Source organism: Planococcus rifietoensis (assembly GCF_001465795.2).
GTDB lineage: Bacteria > Bacillota > Bacilli > Bacillales_A > Planococcaceae > Planococcus > Planococcus rifietoensis.
Genome location: NZ_CP013659.2, coordinates 329,320 through 356,189, shown reverse-complemented (window position 1 = coordinate 356,189; position 26,870 = coordinate 329,320). Strand labels below are relative to the sequence as shown.

At 40.3% G+C, this 26,870-nt stretch carries 16 protein-coding genes; 4 read left to right on the top strand and 12 right to left on the bottom strand.

Annotation, left to right across the window (positions count from 1 at the left end; genetic code table 11):
- Nucleotides 1–557 precede the first annotated feature (557 nt).
- From AUC31_RS01735 to AUC31_RS01715, 5 genes are all read right to left on the bottom strand, one after another.
- Nucleotides 558–1,817, bottom strand: coding sequence for a TIGR02679 family protein (locus AUC31_RS01735; protein WP_058381670.1), 1,260 nt, complete (start codon nt 1,815–1,817; stop codon nt 558–560).
- On the bottom strand, nt 1,810–5,922 hold the full coding sequence (locus AUC31_RS01730) for a TIGR02680 family protein (protein WP_058381671.1): 4,113 nt from the start codon (nt 5,920–5,922) through the stop codon (nt 1,810–1,812). Before AUC31_RS01730 ends, AUC31_RS01735 begins: the two co-directional genes overlap by 8 nt.
- Nucleotides 5,912–7,081 (bottom strand): TIGR02678 family protein, encoded by a 1,170-nt coding sequence (locus AUC31_RS01725; RefSeq protein WP_058381672.1) that lies wholly within the window; start codon nt 7,079–7,081, stop codon nt 5,912–5,914. The genes AUC31_RS01730 and AUC31_RS01725 overlap by 11 nt, the downstream gene beginning before the upstream one ends.
- Nucleotides 7,078–8,550, bottom strand: coding sequence for a TIGR02677 family protein (locus AUC31_RS01720; protein ID WP_058381673.1), 1,473 nt, complete (start codon nt 8,548–8,550; stop codon nt 7,078–7,080). The genes AUC31_RS01725 and AUC31_RS01720 overlap by 4 nt, the downstream gene beginning before the upstream one ends.
- A 180-nt stretch (nt 8,551–8,730) precedes the next feature.
- Nucleotides 8,731–9,198 carry a hypothetical protein gene (locus AUC31_RS01715; protein ID WP_237150682.1) on the bottom strand — a complete coding sequence of 156 codons (468 nt, stop codon included), beginning with the start codon at nt 9,196–9,198 and terminating at the stop codon, nt 8,731–8,733.
- 314 nt (nt 9,199–9,512) lie between these two features.
- On the opposite strand from AUC31_RS01715, the gene AUC31_RS01710 reads away from it, so the two are divergent.
- From AUC31_RS01710 to AUC31_RS01700, 3 genes are all read left to right on the top strand, one after another.
- On the top strand, nt 9,513–10,469 hold the full coding sequence (locus AUC31_RS01710) for a calcium/sodium antiporter (RefSeq protein WP_058381674.1): 957 nt from the start codon (nt 9,513–9,515) through the stop codon (nt 10,467–10,469).
- 254 nt (nt 10,470–10,723) lie between these two features.
- Complete coding sequence (locus tag AUC31_RS01705) at nt 10,724–11,608, top strand: oxidoreductase (RefSeq protein ID WP_058383698.1); 885 nt, start codon at nt 10,724–10,726, stop codon at nt 11,606–11,608.
- A gap of 420 nt (nt 11,609–12,028) precedes the next feature.
- Nucleotides 12,029–13,558: an FAD-dependent monooxygenase gene (locus AUC31_RS01700; protein WP_058381675.1), complete on the top strand. Its 1,530-nt coding sequence runs from the start codon at nt 12,029–12,031 to the stop codon at nt 13,556–13,558.
- 132 nt (nt 13,559–13,690) lie between these two features.
- Here AUC31_RS01700 and AUC31_RS01695 read toward each other — a convergent pair whose 3' ends face one another.
- A complete protein-coding gene (locus AUC31_RS01695) occupies nt 13,691–14,017 on the bottom strand; it encodes a hypothetical protein (protein WP_058381676.1) in 327 nt (108 codons plus the stop codon).
- A gap of 222 nt (nt 14,018–14,239) precedes the next feature.
- On the opposite strand from AUC31_RS01695, the gene yfkAB reads away from it, so the two are divergent.
- Entirely contained in the window at nt 14,240–15,370 is a 1,131-nt protein-coding gene (gene yfkAB / locus AUC31_RS01690; RefSeq protein WP_058381677.1) for a radical SAM/CxCxxxxC motif protein YfkAB, read from the top strand.
- A gap of 1,222 nt (nt 15,371–16,592) precedes the next feature.
- Here the strand turns inward: yfkAB and AUC31_RS01685 are convergent.
- From AUC31_RS01685 to AUC31_RS01660, 6 genes are all read right to left on the bottom strand, one after another.
- Nucleotides 16,593–18,617 carry an AIPR family protein gene (locus AUC31_RS01685; RefSeq protein WP_058381678.1) on the bottom strand — a complete coding sequence of 675 codons (2,025 nt, stop codon included), beginning with the start codon at nt 18,615–18,617 and terminating at the stop codon, nt 16,593–16,595.
- Nucleotides 18,618–18,928: 311 nt separating this feature from the next.
- The gene (locus AUC31_RS01680) at nt 18,929–20,203 is read right to left on the bottom strand and encodes a hypothetical protein (protein ID WP_058381679.1); all 1,275 of its coding nucleotides are present in this window, start codon (nt 20,201–20,203) and stop codon (nt 18,929–18,931) included.
- 18 nt (nt 20,204–20,221) lie between these two features.
- Nucleotides 20,222–21,268 (bottom strand): hypothetical protein, encoded by a 1,047-nt coding sequence (locus AUC31_RS01675; protein WP_058381680.1) that lies wholly within the window; start codon nt 21,266–21,268, stop codon nt 20,222–20,224.
- Between the two features lie 408 nt (nt 21,269–21,676).
- A complete protein-coding gene (locus AUC31_RS01670; protein ID WP_058381681.1) occupies nt 21,677–23,533 on the bottom strand; it encodes a hypothetical protein in 1,857 nt (618 codons plus the stop codon).
- Nucleotides 23,517–25,583, bottom strand: a complete 2,067-nt coding sequence (locus tag AUC31_RS01665) for an McrB family protein (protein WP_058381682.1) — start codon at nt 25,581–25,583, stop codon at nt 23,517–23,519. Before AUC31_RS01665 ends, AUC31_RS01670 begins: the two co-directional genes overlap by 17 nt.
- Entirely contained in the window at nt 25,580–26,860 is a 1,281-nt protein-coding gene (locus tag AUC31_RS01660) for a hypothetical protein (protein WP_058381683.1), read from the bottom strand. Before AUC31_RS01660 ends, AUC31_RS01665 begins: the two co-directional genes overlap by 4 nt.
- Between the last annotated feature and the right edge of the window lie 10 nt (nt 26,861–26,870).

Below are 26,870 nucleotides of genomic sequence, written 5' to 3'. Positions count from 1 at the left end.
AGAGGGCCGTGAAACCGGCAAGAGCGGCCAATCTGGTCAGTGTCACCTTAAGCGCACAGGCGTTCAACGATGCACGCTTGATTGAAAAGCTTGTTTTTATGAACAAGCGACGCAGAAACTGATTGCACCGGATCTGGAATCGCACTAATTTCAATGAACAGTTCCTACTTAAAAATACAAAAGCCGTATCCGACAAGTTTAAAACTTGTCGGATACGGCTTTTTCATCACGAAACTATCTCGAGGCGATTCCCCATCATTTATGAACTGCTTTGATCTCTTCCATCAATCGAACCCATTCTTCCCTGTTGAAATCATACAACTACAGCTCTGTTTTTCTCAAAACCATATGGATACTGTCAAATTTCTCGTCCGACCGGAACCGCCACCAGCTTTTCGCGGTAGAGGTTTTTGTGCCTGGCTCAAAGTAAGTCAAGGTGATTTCGGGATCGACGATGTCTTCTACTCGGTCGATATCCAACAGATTATGCGGGAAATCGATATAAAGACCGAGCGCCGCTTTATGAGGCGTAAAGCAAAAATCGATTACTAAAATATTTAATATTTCTCTTTCAGTTCATTCACCATTTCTTCCAGCAGTGCTTCTTGATAGCCCGCTTTCTTTGTTTCTCGCATCATCGCCAGTATTTCCTGTACATCAGGGTGCTTAATACTACCGATTTTTTTGACACGGTCGCCAAGTTCAAACGACGACAGTGCAGTTGCATAAGATTCTGAATCCATCTTCCACAGTCGAACGCGTTCGGGATACCGTTCAAGCAATCGGGCTGCCATTGCCACACCTTCTGGATCGAAGTCACCTGCATAATGAACGTAGCTCCCAGACTCCACAAGAAAATCGAGAAGACGAAGTCCCGCTAGCTTGAACTGACCATGCGTACAGACAAGAGGAGCAGACGGCACCGCATCGAGCAGCGAAGAGAAAATACCAGAATTCTCTACGACATAGACATCGGTCCCCACTGCTGGTTTTACCAAATCAATCAGAAGCAGTTCCCGCAGTGGCATATTGACTGCACTTTCTGTCTTAACAGCTGCATACCAAACAGGATGTACTGTACCATCCTGAGTTCCGAGTAAATTAGCAAATGATACAAAATTTGAAATATCATCACGAAGAATCAGAAATTGCAGCAAGAGTTCATTCACTTCTTCCGTGCCGGAAGGTGGTGCTCCGCCATCGTAAAGTCGAAAATGAAGAAAATGAATAAGCAACTTGCCGTTCATTCCCGATAAATCAAATGTGTGTGGATTACCGCTCACTCTCTGACTGAAAAACGGGAGCCGCTCAAACTTCTGTGGTAGCGCATTCGCTGCCTTCGCAAGAAATTGGGCACTCAAAGTAAAACTGTCAGTTAACAGAAGTCGGATAATCCAGTGGGAGTCAGCTGTTCGCTTACTAAGATAATTGAAGTAACCGTTCAGCACAGGATAAGTAACTCCTAATTTCTTAAGCATTTCCTCTTCCTTGTCCCTCTTCTCTTTCCGCACATCTTTATTAAAACGAATCGGTTCACCGAAAAACACTTCAAGCAATTCAGGTAGATGAATGTCTACAAACTTCGTTTCCTGCAACCGCTCATCGAATGCAATGAGGGGAATTGCTTTCTTATTTCCCATCTCTCCGAAAAAAAGTGTTAGTGATTCCAGCTCCTCCGCAGAATAATCTTCAATATTCACGGTACCACCTATTCGACCAAGCGATTCGATTTTTGCTCGAAATTCACTAAACAGCTTGTGGTACACAGGAGTACTTTGAAAGTAAGTGACAGCTTGGCAGATTATCTCCTTATTCATTCTGCCAATCCCTTTCCGTATCTGTCACTGCGACAAGTGCACGGCCATCCCATTTATAGCGAATCACAGTCACAAAATCTGCATTTCGAGGCCGAACTAGTTCGCAAACCGATAGCCTGCTGACCGTCTCATAATCTCCCCATAGAACTTGAGAATTCATGATGTAGTCAAACCCTAGCTGTTCGACGACCTCGAACATTTCATTGATATTGTTCTCATCTACGCCCGCAAATGCTTCGTCTAGCGTAATGATGTACGGCGCGCTATCAGCTGCTTCAAGATATCGCGAGTAGCACGCCGTGAACAACGGAATGTACATCGCCATCGCTTTTTCACCGCCACTGAATGTGAAAAATTTATGGTTTGTGAGCTCACGTTTCTTTTCGTTTGGTCGTTCATACGATAGTTCGAACGAAAACCACTTGCGGTAGTCCAAGACATGCTTCAGCACTTGCAGGAGTGTCTGTCCTTCTCCTTTCTCTAGCATCCACTGCTTTGCCATTTCGATTTTCGAACGAAAGTGGGTAGAAATTCGTTCTATATCTTCTTCCTTGAGCAATCGTGCATCCTGCTTAAGTAACGCTACCAAGTCTGTTGTATCTAGCTGGCTTTCAGAGTCCGCGCTTCTTGGTTTCCACCGGATAGAGAACTTTAGACCGGAAGACGAATCGCGACTTTCCATTAATTTCTTCATCCCTTCAGTCCAGTTCTCCGCCCGGCGGATTCGGCTGCGCAGTTTATGACCAACCGAGTTGAATAGAATTTCCTCATACAATTCTTTATCTTGTTCGTTCAAGCGATTTTCCTGTAGGAGTTGCGCATCTCCAATTTCTTTATACAGGGAATAAGGTGTTACCGATATGCCACGATTATCGAATTCAATGATTCGGCGTGATGTCTTTTGACGCCACTGATCGATGATTGGTAACAACTCATCTGCGTCGACGCCCGCCATCCAGTCTTCTAATTCCCACTTCACGCTTCGCTCACGCATGCGGTGTTCAGCAAGGTCTGTCTGCACTTCGTAAAATACGTTTGTAAGTTTTCGTTCAATCTGGCTTTTATCTTTCGAGACATCCACTAATAATGCCGCTTCTACTTTAGTCACATCTTGCCATACGCTTTCCTTTAATGAAATAAATCCGCGCTTAAGTTCTCCCCGCACCGCTTCTTCCCAACTCGTCTGCATGTTTCTCCAAAAAGCGAGTCTTTTAGAGGAAACCGAAAGTTGATCACTCAATGCTGTTTTCTCGGCTTTTCGCTGCGGCAGAGTAGTACGCCGATCGGCTAAAACTTCTTCGATTTGCCGTAGCTCATGTTGAACAGAGCGAATCTGTTTCCGTATGTCGTTGGCCCCTTCCTCCTCCAGTTGTTCATCCAGATGCTGAAGAGATTGGCTGGCAATAGCAAGAGTGTCTTCCAGCATATTCAGTTCGCCTTTCAGTTCATCAATGTCCTCTACTAAATACTTCAGCTGCTCTTGTTCTTTTCTCAAACTTTCAGCATCATGAAGACGTATGAGATGTTGATTTTTAAGCTCTGCCAATTGCTTTTCGTATGTCCGTAAAAATCCGAGCGCTTCACGGTACGATTCTGCTGTTGTTTCCAATGAAAGTGTTTGAGTTACTTCGTACACATCCCGTTTCAACTGCTGAAAGTCCTTGTCCATCTTCCGGAGCCCCTCAGCTGCCTGCTCTATTTGACTGTCCAAGAATTGGATTTGACGCTCTGCTTCCCTTTTTTCATTGAAACTTGTTTTTAAATCTAGGTCTTCTGGAAATGTACTCCAGGCTATTTTAGAGTTAGCCAGTTCAGTGGCTGTCGCTTCCTGTTTTGCTACAAATACATTAATCCGCTCTTTTATCGACGCGATTTCCAGCTCCAGTTCCTGGATAAGCCGCTCACGGAAACGTCGACGTGCTTCTCGTCCGATATAGCGTACATGCTCGACTGGTACGGCGTGACCATTTAGAATACCGAGTGAGTATGTGCCGTCTTCTCCTATCCCCGTCGTACTATCGTGGTCACCGACGAGTATGCTTTGCAATACTTTTTCCACCTGTTCAACCGATATTCCGGTCTGTCCAGTGTCCGGCTTCAGATAATCAACGAGTGTGTGGGCGAGCATAACCGGTGCTTCTTCCAATACGCGGTCATGTAAAATATCGACCGCCTGTTCCGTTACTAATGCATCAAGCAGTCCAGCATCAATAAGCGCCGCTTCCAGACGTTTTTGCATTCCCTCCGATACATTCGGTTGAAATTCCACTAGCTCATAGAGAGGTGCAAATACCACACCTTTTTCCAAAAGGACTTGCCTTGCTTCGACCGTTGCCGGCTGGCGTTCCGGCTCCGGATCACGCTGTGCTTTTCTCTCTTCAAGCTCAGTTTTTTTATCCGCCAGTTTGTCTTTTTGAACGTTCAGCTCGTTTTCTTGCTTCAGTCTTTTGAGTTGCAGCTTATCATCATATGCTTGTACAAATGGTAGATAGGATTGTTTCACCTCACTATATGAACTGTCCACATACAGTTCACCCAAAAGACGAGATGCTTGCTGGTGCGCAGTTCCAGCGATCCCGTATTGGTTATAAGTTTGTGCCCATAAGTGGAATTCGTTCAACTTTTTTTGCTTATCTTCTTCAAATGTATCGTTCCAGCCTTTTGCCTCTTGCTTTTTTTCGTCACGCTGATGCTCAATATTGCTGATTTCTTTACGCTTCTCGGCAATTTTCTCTTTCAGCGCTTCAAATGTCTGTAGTTTACCTCGGGCTTCCTCTAGCCGCTTATGATGAGCAGCCGTTTCTCTTTCCCATGTGCCAAACGAAAATTTTTCTTCCAAATAACGTCCAAAATCTGCTGCGTTCTGCTCATGCTGTCCGAATCCACTCATTTCTCCTTCATATGCCATGTCCTGCAAATGGTCTTTCAGTCTGCCAAGCTGTTCGTTGAGCGTTTCTTCTGTATCTTCAATCACCTGTTTACTTTGTCGTTCTTTATTTTCATAGGTTGCAAGTCGATTGTTTTCGCGCTTAAACTTATTTTGATTGTCAGACTGCGATTTCAGTAATTTCTCTCGTTCCGCTTCCAGCCCCCACATCCGATGACCTGTTAGCCGGTCTTTCGTCTGCTTGAGCGCTTTCTCGCGCTGCTCATGTTCTCTGAGTTCTTGCTCAATCGAAAGAATAACTGACTCTAGTATTCGAAGTGACGCCACCATCGCCTTCTCGTCTTCCTTTTCTTTCTTCACTCGCAATATAGCCCTTTTCAGTTCTTCAATTTGGTCGGCCAAAATTCTATGGTTGTAAGCATCATACGCTTTCGTCAGTTTGCTAAGTGCTTTCACTTCCCTATCGAGCTGTTCAATTTGCTGTTTCGTCTGATCCATTTGCTCAATCGAATCGGACAGATAACGAAGGTCTTCGTCAGTCAAAGGAGGTAAGGCATTCTCCAAGATTTCATAAATGACAGTCGGCCTGAAATCCTTCGACAGTTTCGGACTTCTAAGCTGGAGGAGCAGCTCGATCAATTCTTTATATGCATCCATTGTTGAAAAGCCGAATACGTACTTGTTCACAAGTGCCATATATTCCTGATTCGTCTTAACGACTTCTCCACCCGTGCCGATAAGATTTTCCAGTTCGATGCGGGATCTTGGTATTTTCGCCAACTTCCCGTTCTGATTTTCCACCTTGAACAGTTCCAGATCGACACCGATTCGGCGATTATCGGTAATAACAAATCCCCATGATTTCAATTCTTTGCCACGCTTTGCCTGCATGCCGATACCTGTCGTTACATACTGATCCGTACCCTGTCTTTTATACTCGAGGAATAAATAGCCGGTCCGTTCTTCCCGGTTGGTTATCTCTTTTTCACCGAGTAAATAATCTTCCATTCGACGTGATCTAGATCCAAAAGGGTCCAATCGGTCAGGGGATTTTTTCCCATCTAGTAAGACCGGTAGAAAGCTTTGCATTGTGACTGACTTACCCGAGCCGTTACTGCCACGTAGTAAGAGTTTTCCATCTTCAAAATCAAATGTCTCTTCATCGTAATACCAGAAATTCAACAATCCTGCCCGATTCATTTTCCATTTATTCGTCACTTCGCTTCACTTCTTTCATATAGTCTTTTGGGTAATGGCCGATCATCCGCGCTGCGCCGGAACGGATGACGATTACTTCCTGCTCCTTATCTACTTCTGCAAGTTCCCATTCCTGCCACATGGAAAGAAGCGATGCGACTGTCTCTTTATCTGTCTCATCGCGATGCTGTTTACTCCAACCATGACCATGTCGCTCCTTAACTTGTCTCACAATTGCTTCAAATGTTTGACGCGGCAGCCGGACTTCGCCAAGCTCTGTCACTTCAAAATTTTCCTCTTCACGCAAATATGCTGCCACGTGCAGTGCGACACTACTGATACCACGCTGGTCCGGCAAAAATGTATATCGTTGTTTCCGCTCAGGTAAAGTCAGCATTGCCGCATTCTTGAATACTTCGAGTCTAAACGGCGGGTGTGCTTCTAAATCATCACGCAGCGAGTTTCGATAGTTACGGATATAAGCAAAATCTGCATCTGCCTCTCCATTGCGATGCACCACGGGTGAAAACATAAGCTTTCGATAGACGCGCTTGCGCCGTTGATCATCTAGATGTCGTTGCCATTCGCTTTCCAAAATCTCTTCAATTGAATTGAATCGGAATAGGTCATCCGGATACGAGCGCATAAAATAGCGGGCATAAATCGTGACTTCATACAATACTTCTTCTCCACCATCCGACTGAAACAATTCTACGTTTCCGTCAATTGTACGAATCAGCTTCAACTGGGCGATTTCTTTCAATGCACGCACCAGTGATTTGCGATGCCGATAATCTGTCCAATCAAGTGGAAAATCACCACTATAAATTTCCTGGATACTTTCTGTTAAGTCTGATAGCAGAAACTGCTCACTTACTGCTTTTTGTTCCGTAAAAGCAAGTGCACAGCAGAAAATAGCATAGTCCATTGGCTCTTGGAATACTTGAATACCCATCCAACTTTTCGGTTCAACCGGTACTTTCTCCATCTTGATAAAATGCTGTCGAATAATTAGATCAAAGCCAAACTTTTCGCTGATGTAGCGCTTTAATTTGTGTTCCCGCTCCTGAATCTGCTTGTAAGCATTGGGGTCTTCCGCTCGTAAAATCCAAAACTTCTCAAATAACAGTCCGAGTGCTTCTTCCGTCTGTTCGTCAAAATATTCTTCTCTCACATTCATGACCTCACCTCTTCCCGGATAAAGCGGAAACGGGCATTAGGCATTTCAATCGTGCCATCTGACGATTTAAGCAAGACCGTTTCATGCGAATCAAGCGTAACTTCTACTTTCGTACCGTATTCCGTTTGAATTATCCGGTCTTCTCTCACCATTGCCTTGGCAATCCATGACAATAGCAATTTACGAACATATGGCTCCACGGAGGGCAATTCGTGGAGAAGAATTTCGCTGCCATTCATGTACTGCTCGATAACCCGTTTTTCCTCGTTACGACGTTTAAGATGCTGCCGCTTTGCTTCTTCCTTTCGTTCTGTGTGATCCGACATTTCAGTCGGCTTTGTTTTCTCTCCGTATTTTAGAACCCGAGGGAGTGTTTCGTGAATCATTGGTTGTTCTTCCCACGTCTCTGTATAGATATCATCGGTAGGAATATGATCTGAATGAAAATGACGAGTGTGAAAAACACCAAAGACAACTGAAGACAACTTATGCGCTTCATCGACTGATTCCATTCCTGCAAACCAATTAGCCAGATGCAAATAATCGTCTTTCCTGCTCCGAAATTGCTGATTGCGCTCACCCAATCTTTGCACGGTACGCGTGATACGGCGGATCGCTTCGTTCGTCTGTCGTTGGATCGTTTCGTATTGGCTATCTTCGCCACCAAGGAACCAATCTCTAATGTTGGCCCATTTCTCTAGCATTACGGTAATTGCTTCCGTGTCATTCTGTTCGAAGCGGAATGTTTTTCCCTCATGACGGTCGACTTTCTCGAAAAACGATGCCATATGTCGGTGATCAAGTGACTGCAAAAGTCCTTGTATTTGTGAAGCAGTTTGCTGCAGCGCAATGATAAAATCTCGCAAGTAGGCTGTGAAGCTATCTTTATATAGAAGAAACGCTTCCGATTTCATTTGTTCACTCGCATCTTCACTGCGGAGGTATGCGAAATAATCAGATGTGTTCTGCCGGATTTTATTGAAATAAGTCAGAACATCATCCCAATACTGTGCACACTTTTCATCATCATCATCTTTCGAAAATACTTCAATACTCTTCAGGCATTTGTATAAGCGATCGAACTGCGTTTTTTCTAGCGAACCGCTAAACGTATCGCTTCTTTCCAATCCGGTGAGCATACGCTCGAACTCCACGGTATATGGGGTACACTGATAACGAAAACGGCGCTTCTTGAATTCCTCGATTGTGCGAACATTTCCACTCTCCTGTTGAGCGAATAAATTGCCCCATTTCACCAGCTGCGTCAAATCCATATGGAGTTCTTCTATCGCATAATCCTCAAAAGTTATATATTCTTTGAGATGCGCAAACACCTCCTCTGGCAGTAAAAACTCCTTCATTCTTTCATGCTGAATATAAAAGAAACGTAAAATCGTTCTGTATGTTCCACTTTTCTCCGCAGATAAATACGTCGCTTCTTTTATGCGTTTAAATTCCTCTTCTAGCATAATTCTCCCCCCTTAATCATTAACTTTATTAGTTCTATAGTATTTAAAAATAACAAAAATATCTACTATTATAAGTCTTTTAACATAAATTCTATTATTATGAATATACAAAAGCCGTATCTGGCAAGCTCAGAGCTTGCCGGATACGGCTTTTTCATCAAGTAATACTTGTTAGGTGATTCATTTATGAACAGCTGTAATCTCTTCCATTAATCCGACCCAGTCGTCTCTCGTGAAATCATACAGCTCCAGTTCGGTTTTTCTCAGAACCATATGGACACTGTCGAATTTCTCGTCTGAGCGGAACCGCCACCAGCTTTTCGCCGTGGACGTTTTCGTGCCTGGCTCAAAGTAAGTCAAGGTGATTTCGGGATCGACGATGTCTTCCACCCGGTCAATATCCAACAGATTATGCGGGAAATCAATATAAAGGCCGAGCGCCGCTTTATGAGGCGTGATGGATCCGATTTTATATTCTGAATGCGCGTCACGCTTATCAATCATGTCACTCCACGGAACCGGGGTGTCGCTTAAGATCAATACCTTACCGTCCTCACTTGTCTCAACCCGGCAATTCGGCAGGCTGTTAAAGACGTCTGTCATCTCGTTCATTTTTTGTTCGACCATTTTATTCATTTTGCTATCCATCCCTTCAACTCATCTATCATTTATGGTTGCTGCACTTCAGATTAGACAAGGCAACTCCGTTTATTTTCTGTTTCACTCTCTGTTATTCTATCACGCTGTTCTGCTTGCTCCTTGTTTAAATTTCATTTCTCCGGAGCGGCTCAATCCTGCAACCTATTTACGCGAATAACAGACAGCGGATTTGATCCTTTATTTCCAACATCATCCCGTTAAACAGTGTCGGTTTTCATTGGATTTGAACTCGTTTAAAGGGTATGGTCATAGAAAGGATTGAGTCATATTAAACAGAAAAACAGGAAGGACGTGATGGCCTGATGACTTACGTTTTATTATTGGTTGGCTTCGCTCTGTTAATCAAAGGCGCCGACTTTTTTGTAGAAGGAGCGTCAAAAATAGCGCAAAGTTTGAGGGTTTCGCCGCTATTGATCGGCTTGACGGTTGTCGCGTTCGGTACCAGCGCGCCGGAAGCTTCCGTCAGCTTTATTGCCGCCTTGGAAGGAAGCAGTGAAGTCGCGATTGGGAACGTCGTCGGCAGCAATATCTTCAACATCACGCTCATCTTAGGAGCCACTGCGCTCGTTTTCCCGTTGATGGTCCAGAGCGACACGATCCGTAAAGAAATACCATTCGCCTTGCTCAGCGCCGTGGCATTGCTCGTGTTGATCAGCGACCAGCAGCTCCAATCTTTGGACAGCAACCTCATCACCAGAACAGAAGGCATTGTACTGTTGCTGTTCTTCGCCATCTTTCTTTATTATATCTTCGAAGTGGCGCGGAAAGACCGCCGGAGTAATGAAGACACGCACGCTGACACCGCGAACAAATCCAGGCTGAAAAATTCGCTGTTAACCATCGGCGGGCTGGCCGGCATCATCTTCGGCGGCAGCCTCGTCGTCGATAACAGCGTCCAAATTGCCCTTTCACTTGGAATGAGCGAAACCTTGGTCGGCTTGACGATCGTCGCGGTCGGCACCTCGCTCCCCGAACTGGTTACTTCAATAACGGCCGCGCTGAAAAGACAAGTCGACATCGCGTTAGGGAATATCATCGGCAGCAATATCTTCAACATCTTCTTTGTATTGGGCACTTCGGCCGTGATTCATCCGTTAACCGTCGACTCGAAAATCTTTACGGACATCTTTCTGATGATCGCCGTGACTATTTTGTTGATGATTCTCTCCAGAACCAAGTACACGGTTTCGAGGATCGAAGGTGGGCTCTTGGCCGCCATCTATATCGTTTATTTAGTCTTTATCATTTTGAGGAATTAACCAGACCAAACAACTGTGAGCAGCGCCTTTTTTTCGGCGCTGCTCTTTCTTCTGCGACTTTATCAATCAGGAATACAGAAAGCTCCGCCCTGAATCCTTCATATATAAACGATAAATTGTAGCGTATTGTCAGAATCGTTTAGAATTGTGTCGTACACAGGGACATTTTCTCACCCGATTATCAAAAGCTACATTAGGGTACATTTTAAGTAGAATCTATCACACTAGGAGCTGAGCTTGTGGAATTTAATACAATGACAGGAAAAACGGCCATTATTACAGGGGCCAATAGCGGACTCGGACTGGAAACAGCTAAAACCTTCGTCCGATTAGGGGCACGTGTTATCTTGGCTGTCCGTGATCTCGACAAAGGACAAGCAGCTGAACAAGAAATTAGAGAAGAATTTCCCAAAGCACCTATTGAAGTAATGAAACTCGACTTGTCCGATTTGGAGAGCGTACAGGCTTTTGCCGAAACCTTCAGCAGCCGCTTCAATTCACTCGATTTGCTGATCAACAATGCGGGCGTCATGACGCCTCCTTATGCAAAGACGAAAGACGGCTTTGAGCTGCAGTTCGGCAGCAACCATCTTGGGCATTTTGCTTTGACCGGCTTGCTCTTGCCGTTGCTGATCCACACCGAGAATTCGCGGGTGGTGACACTCAGCAGTCTGGCACACCGCAATGCTGCCATTGACTTTGATAACCTGGACGGCTCAAAAGGCTATAAAGCGATGAAGTTTTACGGCCAAAGCAAGTTGGCGAATTTAATGTTTGCCACTGAACTCGACAAGCGGCTCAAGCAACATGGCTTATCGACGCTGAGCATTGCTTGCCACCCCGGGATTTCTTCGACCAATCTGTTTAAAATCGGCGGCCGGGAAATGCCTCGCATCTTCAAAGGCCTTATGAACCGCTATTTGCAGCCTGCCACGATGGGCGCGCTCCCAACCGTCTACGCCGCTACGGCCTCTAGCCTAACTGGCGGCGAATACATCGGGCCGGATGGCAAAGGCCAACGCAGAGGCTATCCGACGTTAGAAAAACCGGATCCGGCAGTGAATGATGAGGCAGTCCGCCAGAAACTCTGGGAAGTGTCAGAAAAGCTGACCGGCGTCACGTTTGATTTCAATAAATAACATTTCTGAACAGAACCTATTCAAGGCACGAAAAACGAGCGTATGCGGTCTCCTTCCAAGGAAACCGTATACGCTTTTCTAGTATTTATCTGCTGTAACCTTTATCCCTCCTTACATAAAGCAACAGGAAGAACCATTTCTCGGTTCAACCCATTCCGCATGCTTTATAGGAATGAAAAACATCCCCGCCATGTTCACACAGTGGAAATAGCAATGGATAGACAATAAATGGACTTGTTTAAAACCGTTTCTTGCAAAAGGACATGCTTGAAACCCCTCAATTAAGGATATAGTAGCTGTACAAGGTTTTTTTGTTCGGTATCACGTGCTTCAACTTTTTTATACGCGAATTTATTGCTTTACCCGATACTTGAAACCAAATCAATCCACAGGCGTGATACTCATTAGGAGGTCTATATCATGAACCCACAAATCTTAATCGTTGGAGCGGGCCCCACTGGCCTGGCTCTGGCCTATAGCCTGGCGCGTCAAGGCGTGCCGTTTCGCATCATTGATCGAAATTCAGGAACTGGCACCGCATCCCGTGCACTCGCCGTGCACGCGCGCATCTTGGAGCATTACGAGCAATTCGGCCTCGCTGAACGCAACATCAAACGCGGGCATCCGATTTTATCGCTCGATGTCAGCGACGGCAAAAAAGTGCGGGCCCAAGTGAAATTCCATGAGCTCGGCAAAGGGCAGAGCCCGTTTCCGTTTATCTTGAGCTTGCCGCAAGACGATCACGAAGAAATTCTCGTCGACGAATTAAGCAAGATCGGCGTTGAAGTGGAATGGAACACTGAGTTGATTTCATTTGAAAACACAGAAGATGGCGTGAACACCGTCATGCAACAACTTGGAGAGCCAGTGGAAATAGCGGAATTCGCCTATGTATGCGGCTGCGACGGCGCCGGCAGCATGGTCCGAAAAGGGCTGGATCTCGACTTTCCGGGCGGCACGTACAAGCAATTGTTCTTCGTCGCCGATATCGAAACCGAGAAGCCGGTCGATGACATGGAAAAGATGGACATGTATATGGACAATGACGGCTTTATGCTCTATATGAACGTCCGCAATGCCCACACGAAACGCATACTCGGCATCGTGCCAGAGGAATTCAACGATCGCACCGATGTTGAATACAGCGAAATCACCGACTATGTGGAAAATAAAATCGGCGTGCGCGCGGCCAAGGTCAATTGGTTTTCGACTTACCGCGTCCACAACCGCGTCAGCGAAAAATTCACCAAAGGGCGCATCTTCATCCTGGGTGACGCCGGCCACTTGCACAGCCCGACCGGCGGACAAGGCATGAACACCGGCATCGGCGACGCCATCAACCTCGGCTGGAAACTCGCAGCGGTCGTTCAAGGGAAAGCGAATCCCATCATATTGGGCACTTACGAACAAGAGCGCATCGCCTTTGCGCGCCGCTTGATCGCGACGACCGACAAAGCATTCCAGACAATCGTCAACCAAAAACTGCCCGGGACCTTACTCCGGGAGTACGCCGTCCCTTACGTCTTGCCGTCGGTCTTCACATTTCCGTTCGCTTCCAAAAATGCATTTCGGATTTTGTCTCAAATCCACATCAATTACCGCCACAGCCTGTTAAGTAAAGGCAAAGCCGGCAAAGTATACGCCGGCATGCGCTTACCATGGATCGAAACCGCAAACGGCGATAATTTCGCGCCGCTGCGTTCAGTCGATTGGCAAATCCATATCTACGGAAAAGCGACTCCTGAACTCATCGACTTTGCCCGCTCGCAGTCGCTGGCGCTTCATGAGTTTGCCTGGGAATCCAAAATGAAAAACGCGGGATTTAAGCGAGATGCGCTCTACCTGATCCGGCCGGATGGCCACGTGGCGCTTGCGACTGATAAGCAATGGCTGCGTGTGTTAAACATGTACCTGGAGTCTTTTGAAATTGTGGCGTTTGGAGCGAAATGAGATTGAGACAGCAATGAAAACAAAAAAAGCCGTATCCATGAACCCTTGAGGTTTCTGGATACGGCTTATTTTGCATGCAAATGCAGCTCACACCCTGAATCGGTTTTAACACAGAGCGATGATTTATGTGAATCAAGCATTTAACTTAAAGCGTTTTGCCTTGCCATACATGCTTTTTCTAGCTGATAGGTCCTTCAAGTCGGCAATAATGACCTTCGGGCTTGAAGGACCCAGTATGGTCGATATATAACTGACTTTAAATGTATAAGTAGCTTTTAACCGGAAGTTTCGATACTCAGGTGAATCTTCCGTCGTCGTCCAGTAAAAAACATTGCCATCTGTATCTATTAAAGAGACGACCCGATGTTCGTCGTTTGTAAAGCATGACAAAAACTCAAGATCCCTCGTGTATTCAATCCCTTTTTCGAATCCGTTCACTTCTTTAATCGCTAGCACCATCGAAACGCACCTCATTCCATAGTGGTATGCTTTTAATATACCAGAACAAGTGTTTGATTACTAGTAAAAAGCTCAAAAAAATAGAATATTTAGTTAAAAAATGATAAAAGAATAAATTAAAGTAGTTCACTTACTTTACTTCACATTAAAACAAGCTCTTGCGTGAGCTACAGGAAAAGCGCATACTTAAGAGTCGAAAAAATGATTAGGAGTACGATACATATGGAAAACCAGGCAACAACACTTAAAAAGATCACCCCTCAATACGATCCATGGGAAGCGTATATGGATATCGAAGACCACGGGAAACTGACCCTATCCAGCATCGAATTCACCACGACTTATTTATGCAATATGCGCTGTGAACATTGTGCGGTCGGCTATATGCTTGAGCACAAAGATCCGGACGCACTGCCGATCGAGCTGCTGTTTTCGCGCCTCGATGAGATCCCTCATTTGCGGACCATCAGTTTGACTGGCGGAGAGCCGATGTTTTCGAAAAAATCGGTCGCCAATTATGTCTTGCCCCTCCTGAAATACGCCCATGCACGCGGTGTCCGCACCCAGATGAACTCGAACCTGACGATGCCGCTGGGCCGTTATATGGAAATCGCCCCTTATTTGGATGTCCTTCACATTTCCCATAACTGGGGCACCATCGATGATTTTGTCGATGGCGGATTTGCCAATATGGAACGCAAGCCTTCCCGTGAGCGCCGGGCCGAACAGTTCCAGCGCATGATCGACAACAGTCGCGCGCTCGCAGAAGCAGGCGTTATGGTCTCGGCAGAAACGATGCTGAACAAGCGGACATTGCCTCACCTGAAGAACATACATAAGCAAATCATCGAAGAAATGAAATGCGCACGCCACGAAGTGCATCCGATGTACCCAAGCGATTTCGCCAGCCAATTGGAAGTGCTGTCGCTCGATGAAACGAGAACAGCGATCCACGAATTACTCGATGCCCGCGATGAAAATGTCTGGATGCTCTTCGGTACATTGCCGTTTTACCCGTGCAGCCAAAACGACGAAGACATTCAACTCCTAAACCGCATTCACGCAAGCAAAAACGTCACCGTTCGCAATGATCCGGACGGACGCTCACGGCTCAATGTGAATATCTTCACCGGCGAAGTCATCGTCACCGATTTCGGCGACACACCCGCGATGGGCAACATCCAGCGCGATTCACTGCCGGCTATGCTTGACCGCTGGCTGGAGCGGCCATTAGCCAAAACGATCGCCTGCCACTGCCCAGCCGCCAAATGCCTCGGACCGAATTTATTAGTGAAAGATGCCTATTACCCGGACATCGATTTCACCGCCCAAAAATCAAAAATTACCGTTTAAATGAAAAGCCCGATTCGGTGTGGACACTTCCCCCCCCCCCCCCCGGATCGGACTTTTGTTTTTAAAGAAATGCATTTAAAGCGTGCTCTCAAATCCAAATCAATTACTGCAGCTGCCTCTTGAGCAAAGGCAAAGTCGGAAAAGTCTACAGTGGCATGCGCTTATCGTGGATCAAAACCGCAAATGGCAATAACTTCTCGCCGCTGCGCTCAGTCGGTTGGCAACTTCATGTATATATGGCAAAGTCCAGCCTAAGCTCATCGACTTTGCCCACGCGCAGTCGCTTGAACTCCATGAGTTTCCTTGGAAAGCTAGAATGAAAGACGCAGGATTTAAGCAAGAAGCGCTTTACCTAATCCGTCCGGATGACCATGTGACGCTGCGACTGACAAGCAATGGCTGGGTGTGTTGAAAATGTATTTGGAGGTTTTTGGGATTGTGGCTTTTGGAGCGAAGTAAAGTAGAAACGAAGTCTAAAACACCCTCTGCTAAGCGTTCGGCATTTGCATGCTGACGTTTTAGTAAAGGGTGTTTTTTGATATAATTTCAATTTTTCATCTTTTCTTGGTATATACACAAATTCACTGTTATATTCCGTCACTTCCAACAACCCTCAGTTAGAACTTCTTACTCTGCCAGGTGCTGCTGGCTAATTTTCCTCTGGGCCAAGTCTTTCATACTTTTCAAATGGTAGTATTTCAAGGCCTAGATGCCGAAACTGACCTTCACTTGATAGTTCTTCTCGGTACTTCTCACTTTCTTTCAATAACCCCAATCAAGGTACGGTTCTCCACAATTTCACATCGGCTTCGTCATAATTCGGGATTGCCCAAAGATATGGCTAGCAGTAGTAGTCCTCGATAAATTGTGCATTGAGAAGCAAGAGCTTTTGCTAGGTATTGCACTGGGAGGTAAGCCGCTCATACTTTTTTAGGGGGACATCTTCTCATTTGCGCCGCATCTCGTGTTCTTTCAAGCTTTCAATATTTCAAACGCTTGTCTTCAAGATCTTCGTAAGCACTTAAAATCCTTCAAAGTTTTTTATAATTTGAGATTCACTTTTTCGGTCTATATTATTTTAATAAAAATACTAATAATTCTATAATTTAGCAGTCAGTATGATAACTTTTTCTAGCTTTAGTTTTTGTCTACTAAAATTCAATTAAATAATTTTGAACAATTTTAGCAAACAGGCGTTTTATGCCTGTAGTTATTCATTAATTTAATCTAGTATTGTATAACGTTTAGAATACTCAATTTGTTCCGTACAGTACGTTTGTAAATCAATTACGATTTGATGAATTAAATCAGAAAACAATTTTCTATTCTCTCTAGACTCGTCGTTTAGTTCCTTTTCCAGATCTTTGATAATTTTAACTTCTTCTAAAAAGTTGTGTTCACTTAGTACTACATTTAAATCGTTAATCCACTTGTAAATATTATATCTCATATCTCCATCAATTCTCATATTATAGAAAGGAATGATATATCCTTCAATTTCATGTGTAAAGGTTTTAAATCTTTGTAAATCTTGAGAAGTAAGACCGGTATCATTATACATAATTAATTGATTAACTATGTGATGATATTTATTATTTTCAAAACTCTCTAAGTCCTTTACTACAACTTCAATAATTTCAAGAGTATCTTCAAGTATCTCCTCAAAACTATTAAAGATATTAGTTAAAATGTTTTCACAATACTTTACTACCTTGTCTGAATTTAAAGGTGGCATTTTCTCACCTTTAGTGATTAATAACCGCATTAACATGATTATATGATATTTGTACTTTTTAAATTTATGATCAATACTATCATTTGTAAAACAATCTTCTAACCGATAACTTAAATAAGCAGCTGTAAAATATGTGATTGGTTCATGTCCTTTAAGAAAAACCTTTTTTTCAATCTCTTCTAAAATAGTTTTATAAAATCTACTAGACCTATGAGGAATGTTTAAAAAAACAGCAGAGAAAGATTTGATTTGCTCCTCAAAAGAAATAACTCTTGAATGTTCAATATCTGCCCTTGAATTGTATTGCCCCAGTCTCCGCTCATAAAATAATTTTTCTTCTTCAAAAGAATATGTATTATAAAAACTTTCTAGTAGATATTGATACTCTGTCATAGCTTGTAATTGTATTTCTTCTACTTCTGTCTGATTATTCGTAGCCTTAACTATATTATTAATTATTTCATCATTTTCTGTAATTACTATTTTCACGCTAACCCACATATCACTGTTTAATTTTTCTCTATTTGCAAAAAGCACATTACTTGTTTGGCAACCATTCACTACTTGGAAATTTTTTATCGTGTACTTTCCTTGACCTCTGTTTAAAGACTTACCCACAATAGTTACCCCATTGTTTAGTAAACCAAAACGATTATTATCTACTGAATTAATAGTTCCATTAATTTCTTGATTTACTCTATTGTCACTTAAGCCTTGAAAATCTCTAACATTAGAGTCGAAAATACCTTTTTTTAGAGTGTCTTCATCAGAAATAAGGTTGACTAAATCTCTAACAGGCATTAAAGCTAAGTAACCTTCATTTATTCCTTCTATATAGGGTATCTCTAATTTACTTTGCAAAGTAAATTCTGCAAAATTTTGCTGTTTAGAAGACTCATAAAGTTTCCTGATTTCTTGCTTGCCGTAAGGAAAAAAATCAATACTTTTGAATAATTCTAGATTCTGCAAATCACTAATTATTTTTGTACTGTTAGCAACTAAGTTCTGATCATTTTCCCATTTTCCAGTCGTAACAAAATATAAAAAACATTTCGGTTGCTCTTTTAACGCTTCAAAGTTATCTAGTATACTCTCAATCATCTTGCTTTTTTCTTTAATTTGCTCATTCCTTCTTAAGAGGTTTTTCCCTTCAGGTTTAAAGATATCAATAACTCCATTACCAAAGTTAAGAATCTCACTCCCATCAAAACTCGAAGACATCTTAGTTTGTATGAAGAAGAATTTAACTTCGATTTCCATATTATAGTTAATAATATCTGTAACTTCATTAAGGTTTGAAACGAAACGATTATTTATTGAGATTGCAATTCCGTCAGTCGAACAATCATCTCCTTCTCCAGTGTCGACAGCTGATAACTCTAGATTAGAAATATTTTGGGTAGAAAGTACACAGTGATTTATAAACTTTTCAAATTTCTTACTTTCATTTCTTCCTGTTATTTGGTGTTCTCTTAAAAACTTGTCGAAATATCTTTGCACAATAATATCCATTATTAAGTTGCTCCTCTGCGTTTAAATAAAAACCTTGGGCTCTATAAAAATATGTTTCCCCATCCTTGTTCCATAATCCTTTAATCCTTTTTCCTTATTGGTTCACGCGCTCCTCTTAATTACATCTTCTATTAATGCAACCCTTGCAATTTATTCCCTACTTGTTTTACATATGCTTTAGACTACATTACAGTCAACATGGTATTTTTCAAGAACACTTTTACTCCATAACTTTGTATGAACATTTTTCTATTCAGTATATTTGAAGTTCATCCTGTGCTGTAATTGATTGAGATATGATGGATAAATTTTTAAATATAATTATTTCCCCACTCTCGATTTATCTGTTCCCTATTTCTTATAATCTTTTCTGTCGTTTTATCACGGGTGCTTATTACAGACATTTGTATACTTTGTTTGGTAAATGCGATTAATTGCGGGTAGTTGAAAGCAAGAGGATTCCCTTGATTCATTACTATCTTCAATGCATTCCCACCCGTAGCAGTGGTATGTGCAGTGAACAAGAGTTTTTGCAAACGGATTTTATTGTGGATTTCTTTTAGATCTTTTGAATAAGTAAGTGTAAATGGATCGCTTTTTTCCAAAGTGAGCTTGTAGTATATCCTTGTGCACAACTCAACAATTCCAGGCACGGTCCCCATCGAAATGAAGTGCCTTAAGTCATAGCCTTCTAAGTACATATAGCGTGCTAAGTCTGCTACTGTTCTGTCTTTTTCACCGAATTCACCGAACTGAAGAAGTTGAGTCAATCCCCACCCCGGAGCTGGGACTCCCATTTTGGTACACACATCCGATAGAATATGGCTTATCCATAGAAACGGGGCGAATATCATATTTTCAAAAGTCGGATTTTGGTATTTTTCAATAGGAATAAGATGGATCGCTCCTTTGGAATCGATAAGAGAGATCCGTCCGTTGACTATATCTAAAACTCCGAATAATAAACCGAATAAAGGGTCATGGCCTAGTGACATGAAGCGGTGTGTTTTAGGGGAAAAGCCCGAAACTTCTCTATCGTATTCAGTAAAAGCATTCTTTGTGCTTGCATCAAAACTGACTTTGCTATTCTTTTCGAGGTTCGATAGAAAACCATTTAATTTCCCATCTTCATTAACTCCTAGTGTTCGTAACCAAGTCGTCAAACTACCGCCTTCTTGTGTGTACTTTCCTAAGTAGGTCACGTCTTTGGGGATTTTGACTAATAAAATATCCACCAATGCTGCAATAGCTCCTATGATTGTTGCTACTATGTAATCTAGTTTGGTCATTGGAGGCAGCAGTTGAAAGTTGCTATGTACTTCCTGCGTAATTCTTTCCTCAATCTCTTCTGACTGTTCAAGGAAATATTGACTGGAATAAACTTTGAAAGGATGTTCGCTAAATTTAGCAGGTTCAGCAATAAAAGAAGGATCTATATCGGAAAGTCTTCGTTCTAATTCCTTTAATAGGTCGGATTGTTCTTCTGCATTATTATCAAGCCTCTCCATCGTGCTCGATAAATCACTAATGGAGGTCTGCATATCATTTAGTTCTTCACTGAAATCGATGATTCTTTTCTTTGGCATTATCATCACTTCCTTAATTTAAACAGCTTTGCTTTGACTAGTATAAGCAGCTTGAGAATGCTTCAAAGACCTTTCCAGATACATAATAGATTTTGTTAATTGTTTAATACGTTCCATGTTATCGCCTTCTTTTAACTGCAACTCTGTTAATTGCTCTCCTAATTTCCCGATCACTTGTTTTTGGGCTTTAATCATTTCTTGGGCAAAGCGCATGTCCTTTTGGCTTGAAAGGATAATCTCTTTCATAATGACTTCCAACTTGGCCCCTTCACGAAGGGCATAGTCAGCCGATTTTGTTAGCATAGAAGCCAATGTACCTCCACTCAATGCCCCGAAAATACCGCCGCCTCCGACCACAACAGCAATTCCGCCGGCCATACCCATCCCACCAGCAGCAACAGCGCCTCCACCGATAGCTGCCAGACCTGCATTAGTTGCAGCGGCACCAAATAAACCAGCTGGCGCAGCAAGTCCACCAATCAATGGCGTCGCCAATCCTGCTGTGATTATCATTAGTAATGCTCCTAATCCTGCGCCGACGGCAAATTTTTTCTGCACTCCAGATAATATCCTAATAGATTTTTTGAATGTTTTTTGATATTTAGATACAAAGTCTTCATCAATATCCAATAAGTTTGAAAAATATCTTATATGCTTTTCTTGCTCTTTAAAATTCATTAACTTTCTTTCTAAGAAATTAAATTTCATTTGTTGTTCCTCTTTTTTATCACCAGAAGCTTGCTCGACTAAAGGGAAATATGGAGAGAATAAGGATAATTCGAGCACGATTAAGTACAGAGGTGTCCTCAATTGCCCTGCTTCTTTTGATATATCCAGACATTTCTCTGTTAATGAGGCTTTATCCTTCAGGAGTTTTGTTTCCCCTATAGACTTAGTGAGTAAATCATGTATCCCTTGCTCCCATAATTCGAGCCATTTCTTTTTCTTTTCTGCTGTAGTAACATTTTTTTCACTCTCAATATCTTTAGCGACCAAGTATCTTTGTAAACTAAAGAGCAAAAGCGTCTGCTCTGAATCCAAACCGAATTTATCCATCATGTCCATAGTATTGCTCCTTTGATTTACATAATCATTTACTCACTTATAGGTGGGGATATTTCCCTTTAATTTTACCACTTGAGTAGTTGTAACAGCAGATCATTTAGAAAACTATCTATAAATTGAAGAGAAATAATTCATAGTAATGAGTTTCTGAAGGAGAAGCAAACTATTTATTAAATCAAAGATAAAAAGCTCGCAGAATTATCCGCGAACTCTCATTTCACTAGTAATGGCATTTACTTCTACAATTCAATCAATCATGTTAATCCATATATCTTTAGTTGTTTCAAAATCAATACCTTCCATAGAAATATGTATTACTAGAAAGGCAATTTCATTGATCTTACTAACATACTTATCAATTATTAAAATCTTTTATAATTCATCAAATCACGTCACCTTAAATAAAATTCACTCATAGCTGGAAGGGTTCAGAATTTCTTTCAACTCGTTTTCTCCAATTATAAAGGGGCCATTTTCTCCGACTTCTGGATGGAATCTTAAATACGTGATTGATTCATGAATCTGCTGAACATTTCTATTTCCTTCTCCAGCATATAGACATATTACACGTTCCACGCATGGTCTATGTCCCGCCTCTGAAAGAACACAGAAATAGTGATAATAGCCAACTAATTGTTCGGTGACTCTATTTCTATATTGACCATTGTAAATTGATTTTAACTGGCTAAATTTTGCATCCAATACTATTGATGTTAAAAATTTCTCACCTTCAATTGTCTTTCTAAAGTAATCAACTTTAAGGTCAGGTCTTTTCTTAGGATTTGGAGTATAGAAAAGCTCTTCTTTCTCCCTTGCCTCTTTTTCAGAATGTGAATGGTAATGGTCATACCAAACATGTATCACATAATCATCGTTTTCTAAAATGAATTTTGTACCTTCTTGAATATAATCTTCAAAATAAACATTTCCTATATTTTCTTCTATTCCACTAATTAACAAATATCCTAAGTCTGTAAATGTTTTGATAACCTTAAACAAACAAAAGTATTCATATATTTGCCAAGTAGGCTTTAATGCCGAAGTTAAATGCTTCTCGGTGCCTTTATTTTCTCTGATCTTAGAAAGTTCTTCAAATATTGAATCCACAAGATAGTACTGGGAATTTTTTAAAATAGGTTTTAATTTAGCTCTTGATACCTTATCTAGAAAAGTATTTGAGATATAATATGATAATCTGCTTTCCATCCTATTTAAGTTAGTTAATTTATTTGATAAAATGCTCACTTTACCATTAGTATTTTTTATATCATTATCGAGCATATACAACTGACTGCTAATATTTCTTATTGTATTTTCTCCACTATCCCTTTTATTTTTTAAATAATCTCTGTCTTTTAGTGCTTTATTGTACGCTTCTTTTTGACTATATAATTTATCTTTATATATATTTAGATCTTTAATTATATGTTTAGATACAGTGTGAACATCCCTTTTCAAAAGGAGCAATATATTTTTTATCCACTGATTTTGCCGAGACTCAAAGTCTTCCGTTTTTCTCTTATTCAATTGAAATGCACTTCGATTAATTCCAGCATTTTTTGACAAGCCTTTGTTTGACAATGCCCACACGATACTTTTTTTATCTGTTATTCCAGGATGGATTGATGGTTTATAAACAGTTGTAATCTGGTTAGAAGGGTTTTTATTAATTGCTGCCATAGAATATGTAAATTCCCCCAATCTATCCGCCACTTTACGCGCATAATCATAGTACCAATATTTAGGCAACAAGATATCACTCTCATGTGAAGACGATTTATTACTATAAACGAAATCATAAATAATATCTTGGACCTGTTCATTAAGATAGTTGTGAATAGTTAATACTTGCTCTTCATCTAAGTGATTAGGAAGTACGTTTATACCGCCTATATACTTAACTCCTCGATAATATATTTCAAAAAAGTAAATTCCCATTCTCCATGGGAATTCTTCATTATCTTTACCTTGATACAACCATTGTTTTTCTGAGACACCTAAACTTAATTTATATCTCAACATTTTTCTCTCATCTTGTTCATATAAATTCGTTTGAATATTGAAGTTTGCAGAATCATCGTACTGGTGTTCTTCATCAACAAAAAATTGCAAACCAATTATAGAGTTTTCTCTTACTATGGGAAAATCAGATATTTCCATTTCTTCTTCATTTTTCCAAACCTTTACAATATCTAGAGTTTTTTGGAATCTATTTTCAAAATATCCCGTTATATGCAGAGGTTGTTGTTTATAATGTATAACCATTCCTCATCAACTCTTTCGCTTTTTGTTCTAAATATGCTATAGATTTTTCACAATTGTGCCTTTCTCCGCTTGTTAATACAATGCTTAGTCTACCTCCCGAATATCCATTTTCTTCATCAAAACGACCAACTAACTTCTCTATTTGTTCTCTATGACCACGTATTTTCGATAATATTCTTTGTTTAATTTGATAATCAAATGCAGTTTTTCTTGTTAGAAATGGAACTCCTTTTTCATCATTAGGTATATTATCTAAATAATGTCCTATTTGTTCAGCAATTCTAAAAGAGACGCCTGTCTGCGAATCGAAACTACTCATTTCTTCATGTAACTTATCTAGAATTGACAATTCTTTTTCTTCTAAAGAACCTAATCTTTTTCCGCTCTGTATGATCCAACTATTGTAGTTATCTGAACTAATTGCAGTATCAGGATTTTTTATTTCATTCTTCTCTTGATTCTCATAATCCTTTGGATTTTCAATATTTTCGTTTACCTCATGTTTGTAAGCATCAGTAAATGTTGTTTTTTCAAGTATTATAACGTTACTGCGGTCCAACATACGATTTGAAAAATCTCTTGTAGTTTCATCAAAGTTTGCTGTTCCTACAAATAAAATATTATCACCGATATGAATTCCAGATCTAAAATGCTCTTGAACACAAATTGCTTTTTTACTAAATAAGCGCAATTTTTTTTGATCACCTTCAAGTTCTAAAATAGATAGGAAATCACTAAAATAATGTTCAACTTGACCCAAATTCATTTCATCAAACACAACCATATGCATTTTCTCAGGGTTTTGACTTGCGTTATATATGAAGGATACTAATCCAACGTCACTTTCTGTATAAACACCCGTTATAGGATTTAAAAACCCTAACAAATCACTTGGTTCAGTATATGAAGGTTTTACAGGGATAAACAGCAAATTATCTCCTTCCTCGATTTTTAATGCCTCTGCATACAGCATAGCTAGTTGAGTTTTCCCAGTCCCACTCATCCCCCCTAATATAGTGAAGTTAGATGTCTTCAATGAGGTATGAAAATTATAAAGGTCATCAGCAGAGTACCTTAGTTTCTTTTTTCGAGCTAAGTAATCTAGACGAAATATAAAATCCCCCTCACTTACCTTTTCTTCAACACTCATTTCTACTGATCCAGCTTGTGAAACTGAACTCTCTACTTTTAATTGTGTTCTTTCTTCGTTTTCCACTTTCTTGTTATCTTCTATTTCTTGAACAGAAATACCCTCTTCATTAAATAAATCTATCCAACTTAATCGATTATTATTTGAGGTGAAAGCTATTTCTTTGTGCACCATTTTCATGTTTCTTTCGTAATCTTCAGGTATTTCAATACGCATAACCTGCTCGGGCTTTCGACAAATATACATATTAGAGTTAATGTTATATTTTTCAAATACAGTTTCGTCAGGAATTTGATAAATGTATCCATCACAAATAATAAATTCCGGAACATCAAATGCATGATTATAATCATTTAATTCTATAGGCTTACCATCTAATAACTTTCTTTCAAATCGAGTTGCAGGGATAGAGTGACTCAGAATCGGAACTGGTAAAAAGGTTTCGATTCTTTCCTCGTCAGTATCCATTTTTTCTACTAGAAGAATTTCAAAATTAAAGTGATAACGTCCTTTTTTTGTTTCATAATTTAAAATCGGCTTAAATAAGATTAATTTCTCGTTAAAATGTTCACGTAAAAAATCTACTCTATTCTCTTCGTCGTAATAACCTATTCTTTCTAAATATCTTTTATTTTTGTTGTCAAATGAAATATACACTTCATTGCTATTTTTCCCTAACAAGCGTTTCAGTAATTCTGGTTCCCTTGATAAAGCTGTAAGGTAAAATACAACTCGATCATCTCCATCTTTATGGTACGTTATTGCCTTGTCTAATTCGGCTCCAAGTCTTGGCAAATGACCTCCGTCATTATCATCTGCTAACCTTCCTAAAATGTAACATTCTTCAATTAATTGTCGATTTTCTTTGCTTATTTCCTGATTCATGTATCCGTTAATCAACGTTCCCTCATCCTTTCATTCTGTAATACTTTCAAAATTTGTTTTAAATAATCTTCAATTTCATATCCTAATATCTCATGAAAAAGGAAGTCATTTTTTTCTAAATATCTTTTAGAGACCAACCATTCGTTAGTGGATATGAAAGAAGTCCTGGATATGAGAATAGTTTTGTTCAATAAGAATGTTGCATTCTTTTCTTTTCTCATTTGATGAAAATGTTCTATGCTCAGTACATAGTCATTTAATTGAGTTCCTTCAAACAATCGGATATCACTCGTTATAATAATTGCCCTGTGTTTTTTCAGTAAAAAATCATAGTATTGCAGAAAAGGTTCCTCTCTGTTTCTTTGTTCTGTTAATTTCGTTAAAGTAATTTTTAAGTTTTGATTTTCCTCCATTAGTTCATTATGAGATTTTGATACATTTTCAAATTCTTGTACAATGTTTTCTAATTTTTTATTTTCCTCATATGCTGCACTTAACTTATTACTCTTGTGCGTATTCTCTTCTACTAGCTTAGTGATTCTTTTTATCTGACTATTTGAAATTTTCTCTTCCATACAACTAATGACGTATTGAAGAAGAAAACTATACTTACTTTCTAAGTATCTTTCTTTCTCACTTAAGAAAGCTAAAATATGGATATACCAATCTTCTTTTGGTGTTTTTAATAGTTCCTTTGTAAAGCTATCAGCCCCTTTATTATTGACTTTAAAGAAGATTTCTTCGTAAAAATTTATACTATATATACTCTTTATTTCGGTAATATATGAATTTATTTTAATGTCTAAGGCATTTTCGGAAAGAAGAACCTTTTTTATATTTTCAATTTTTTCATCGGTAGTACTTGATCTAATTATATTTTTTAGTATAGGCTCGCTTTGTATTACATTATTAATAAGTAAATCTTTGTTTTTTTCATAAACTTCGGGGAAATTAGTGTTAATTAAAGATAGAACAATACCTGTTGAATAATTTACATCTACACCTATTTTAAAACTAAGTTCTTCTAATGTTAGATTGGGAACTTCAGAGTTATTTTTAGCAAATGTAAAGCTTATGAACTCATAAACTTCCGAAATTGTGGTATGTTTTCTACCTTTTCTTTTTTGAGTTAAACTAGCTTTCAATTCTTTTGCTAGGTATGAGCGTAGCATCTCTATAGGTACTCTTTCGAAACTTCTTTGGAAACCAGGTATTTTGATATTAAAATTTTCAACAATTCTCACTATCTCTTCTTTTGTAAATACATTTGTTATCATTTTTATTTCTTCCATAGAGCATATA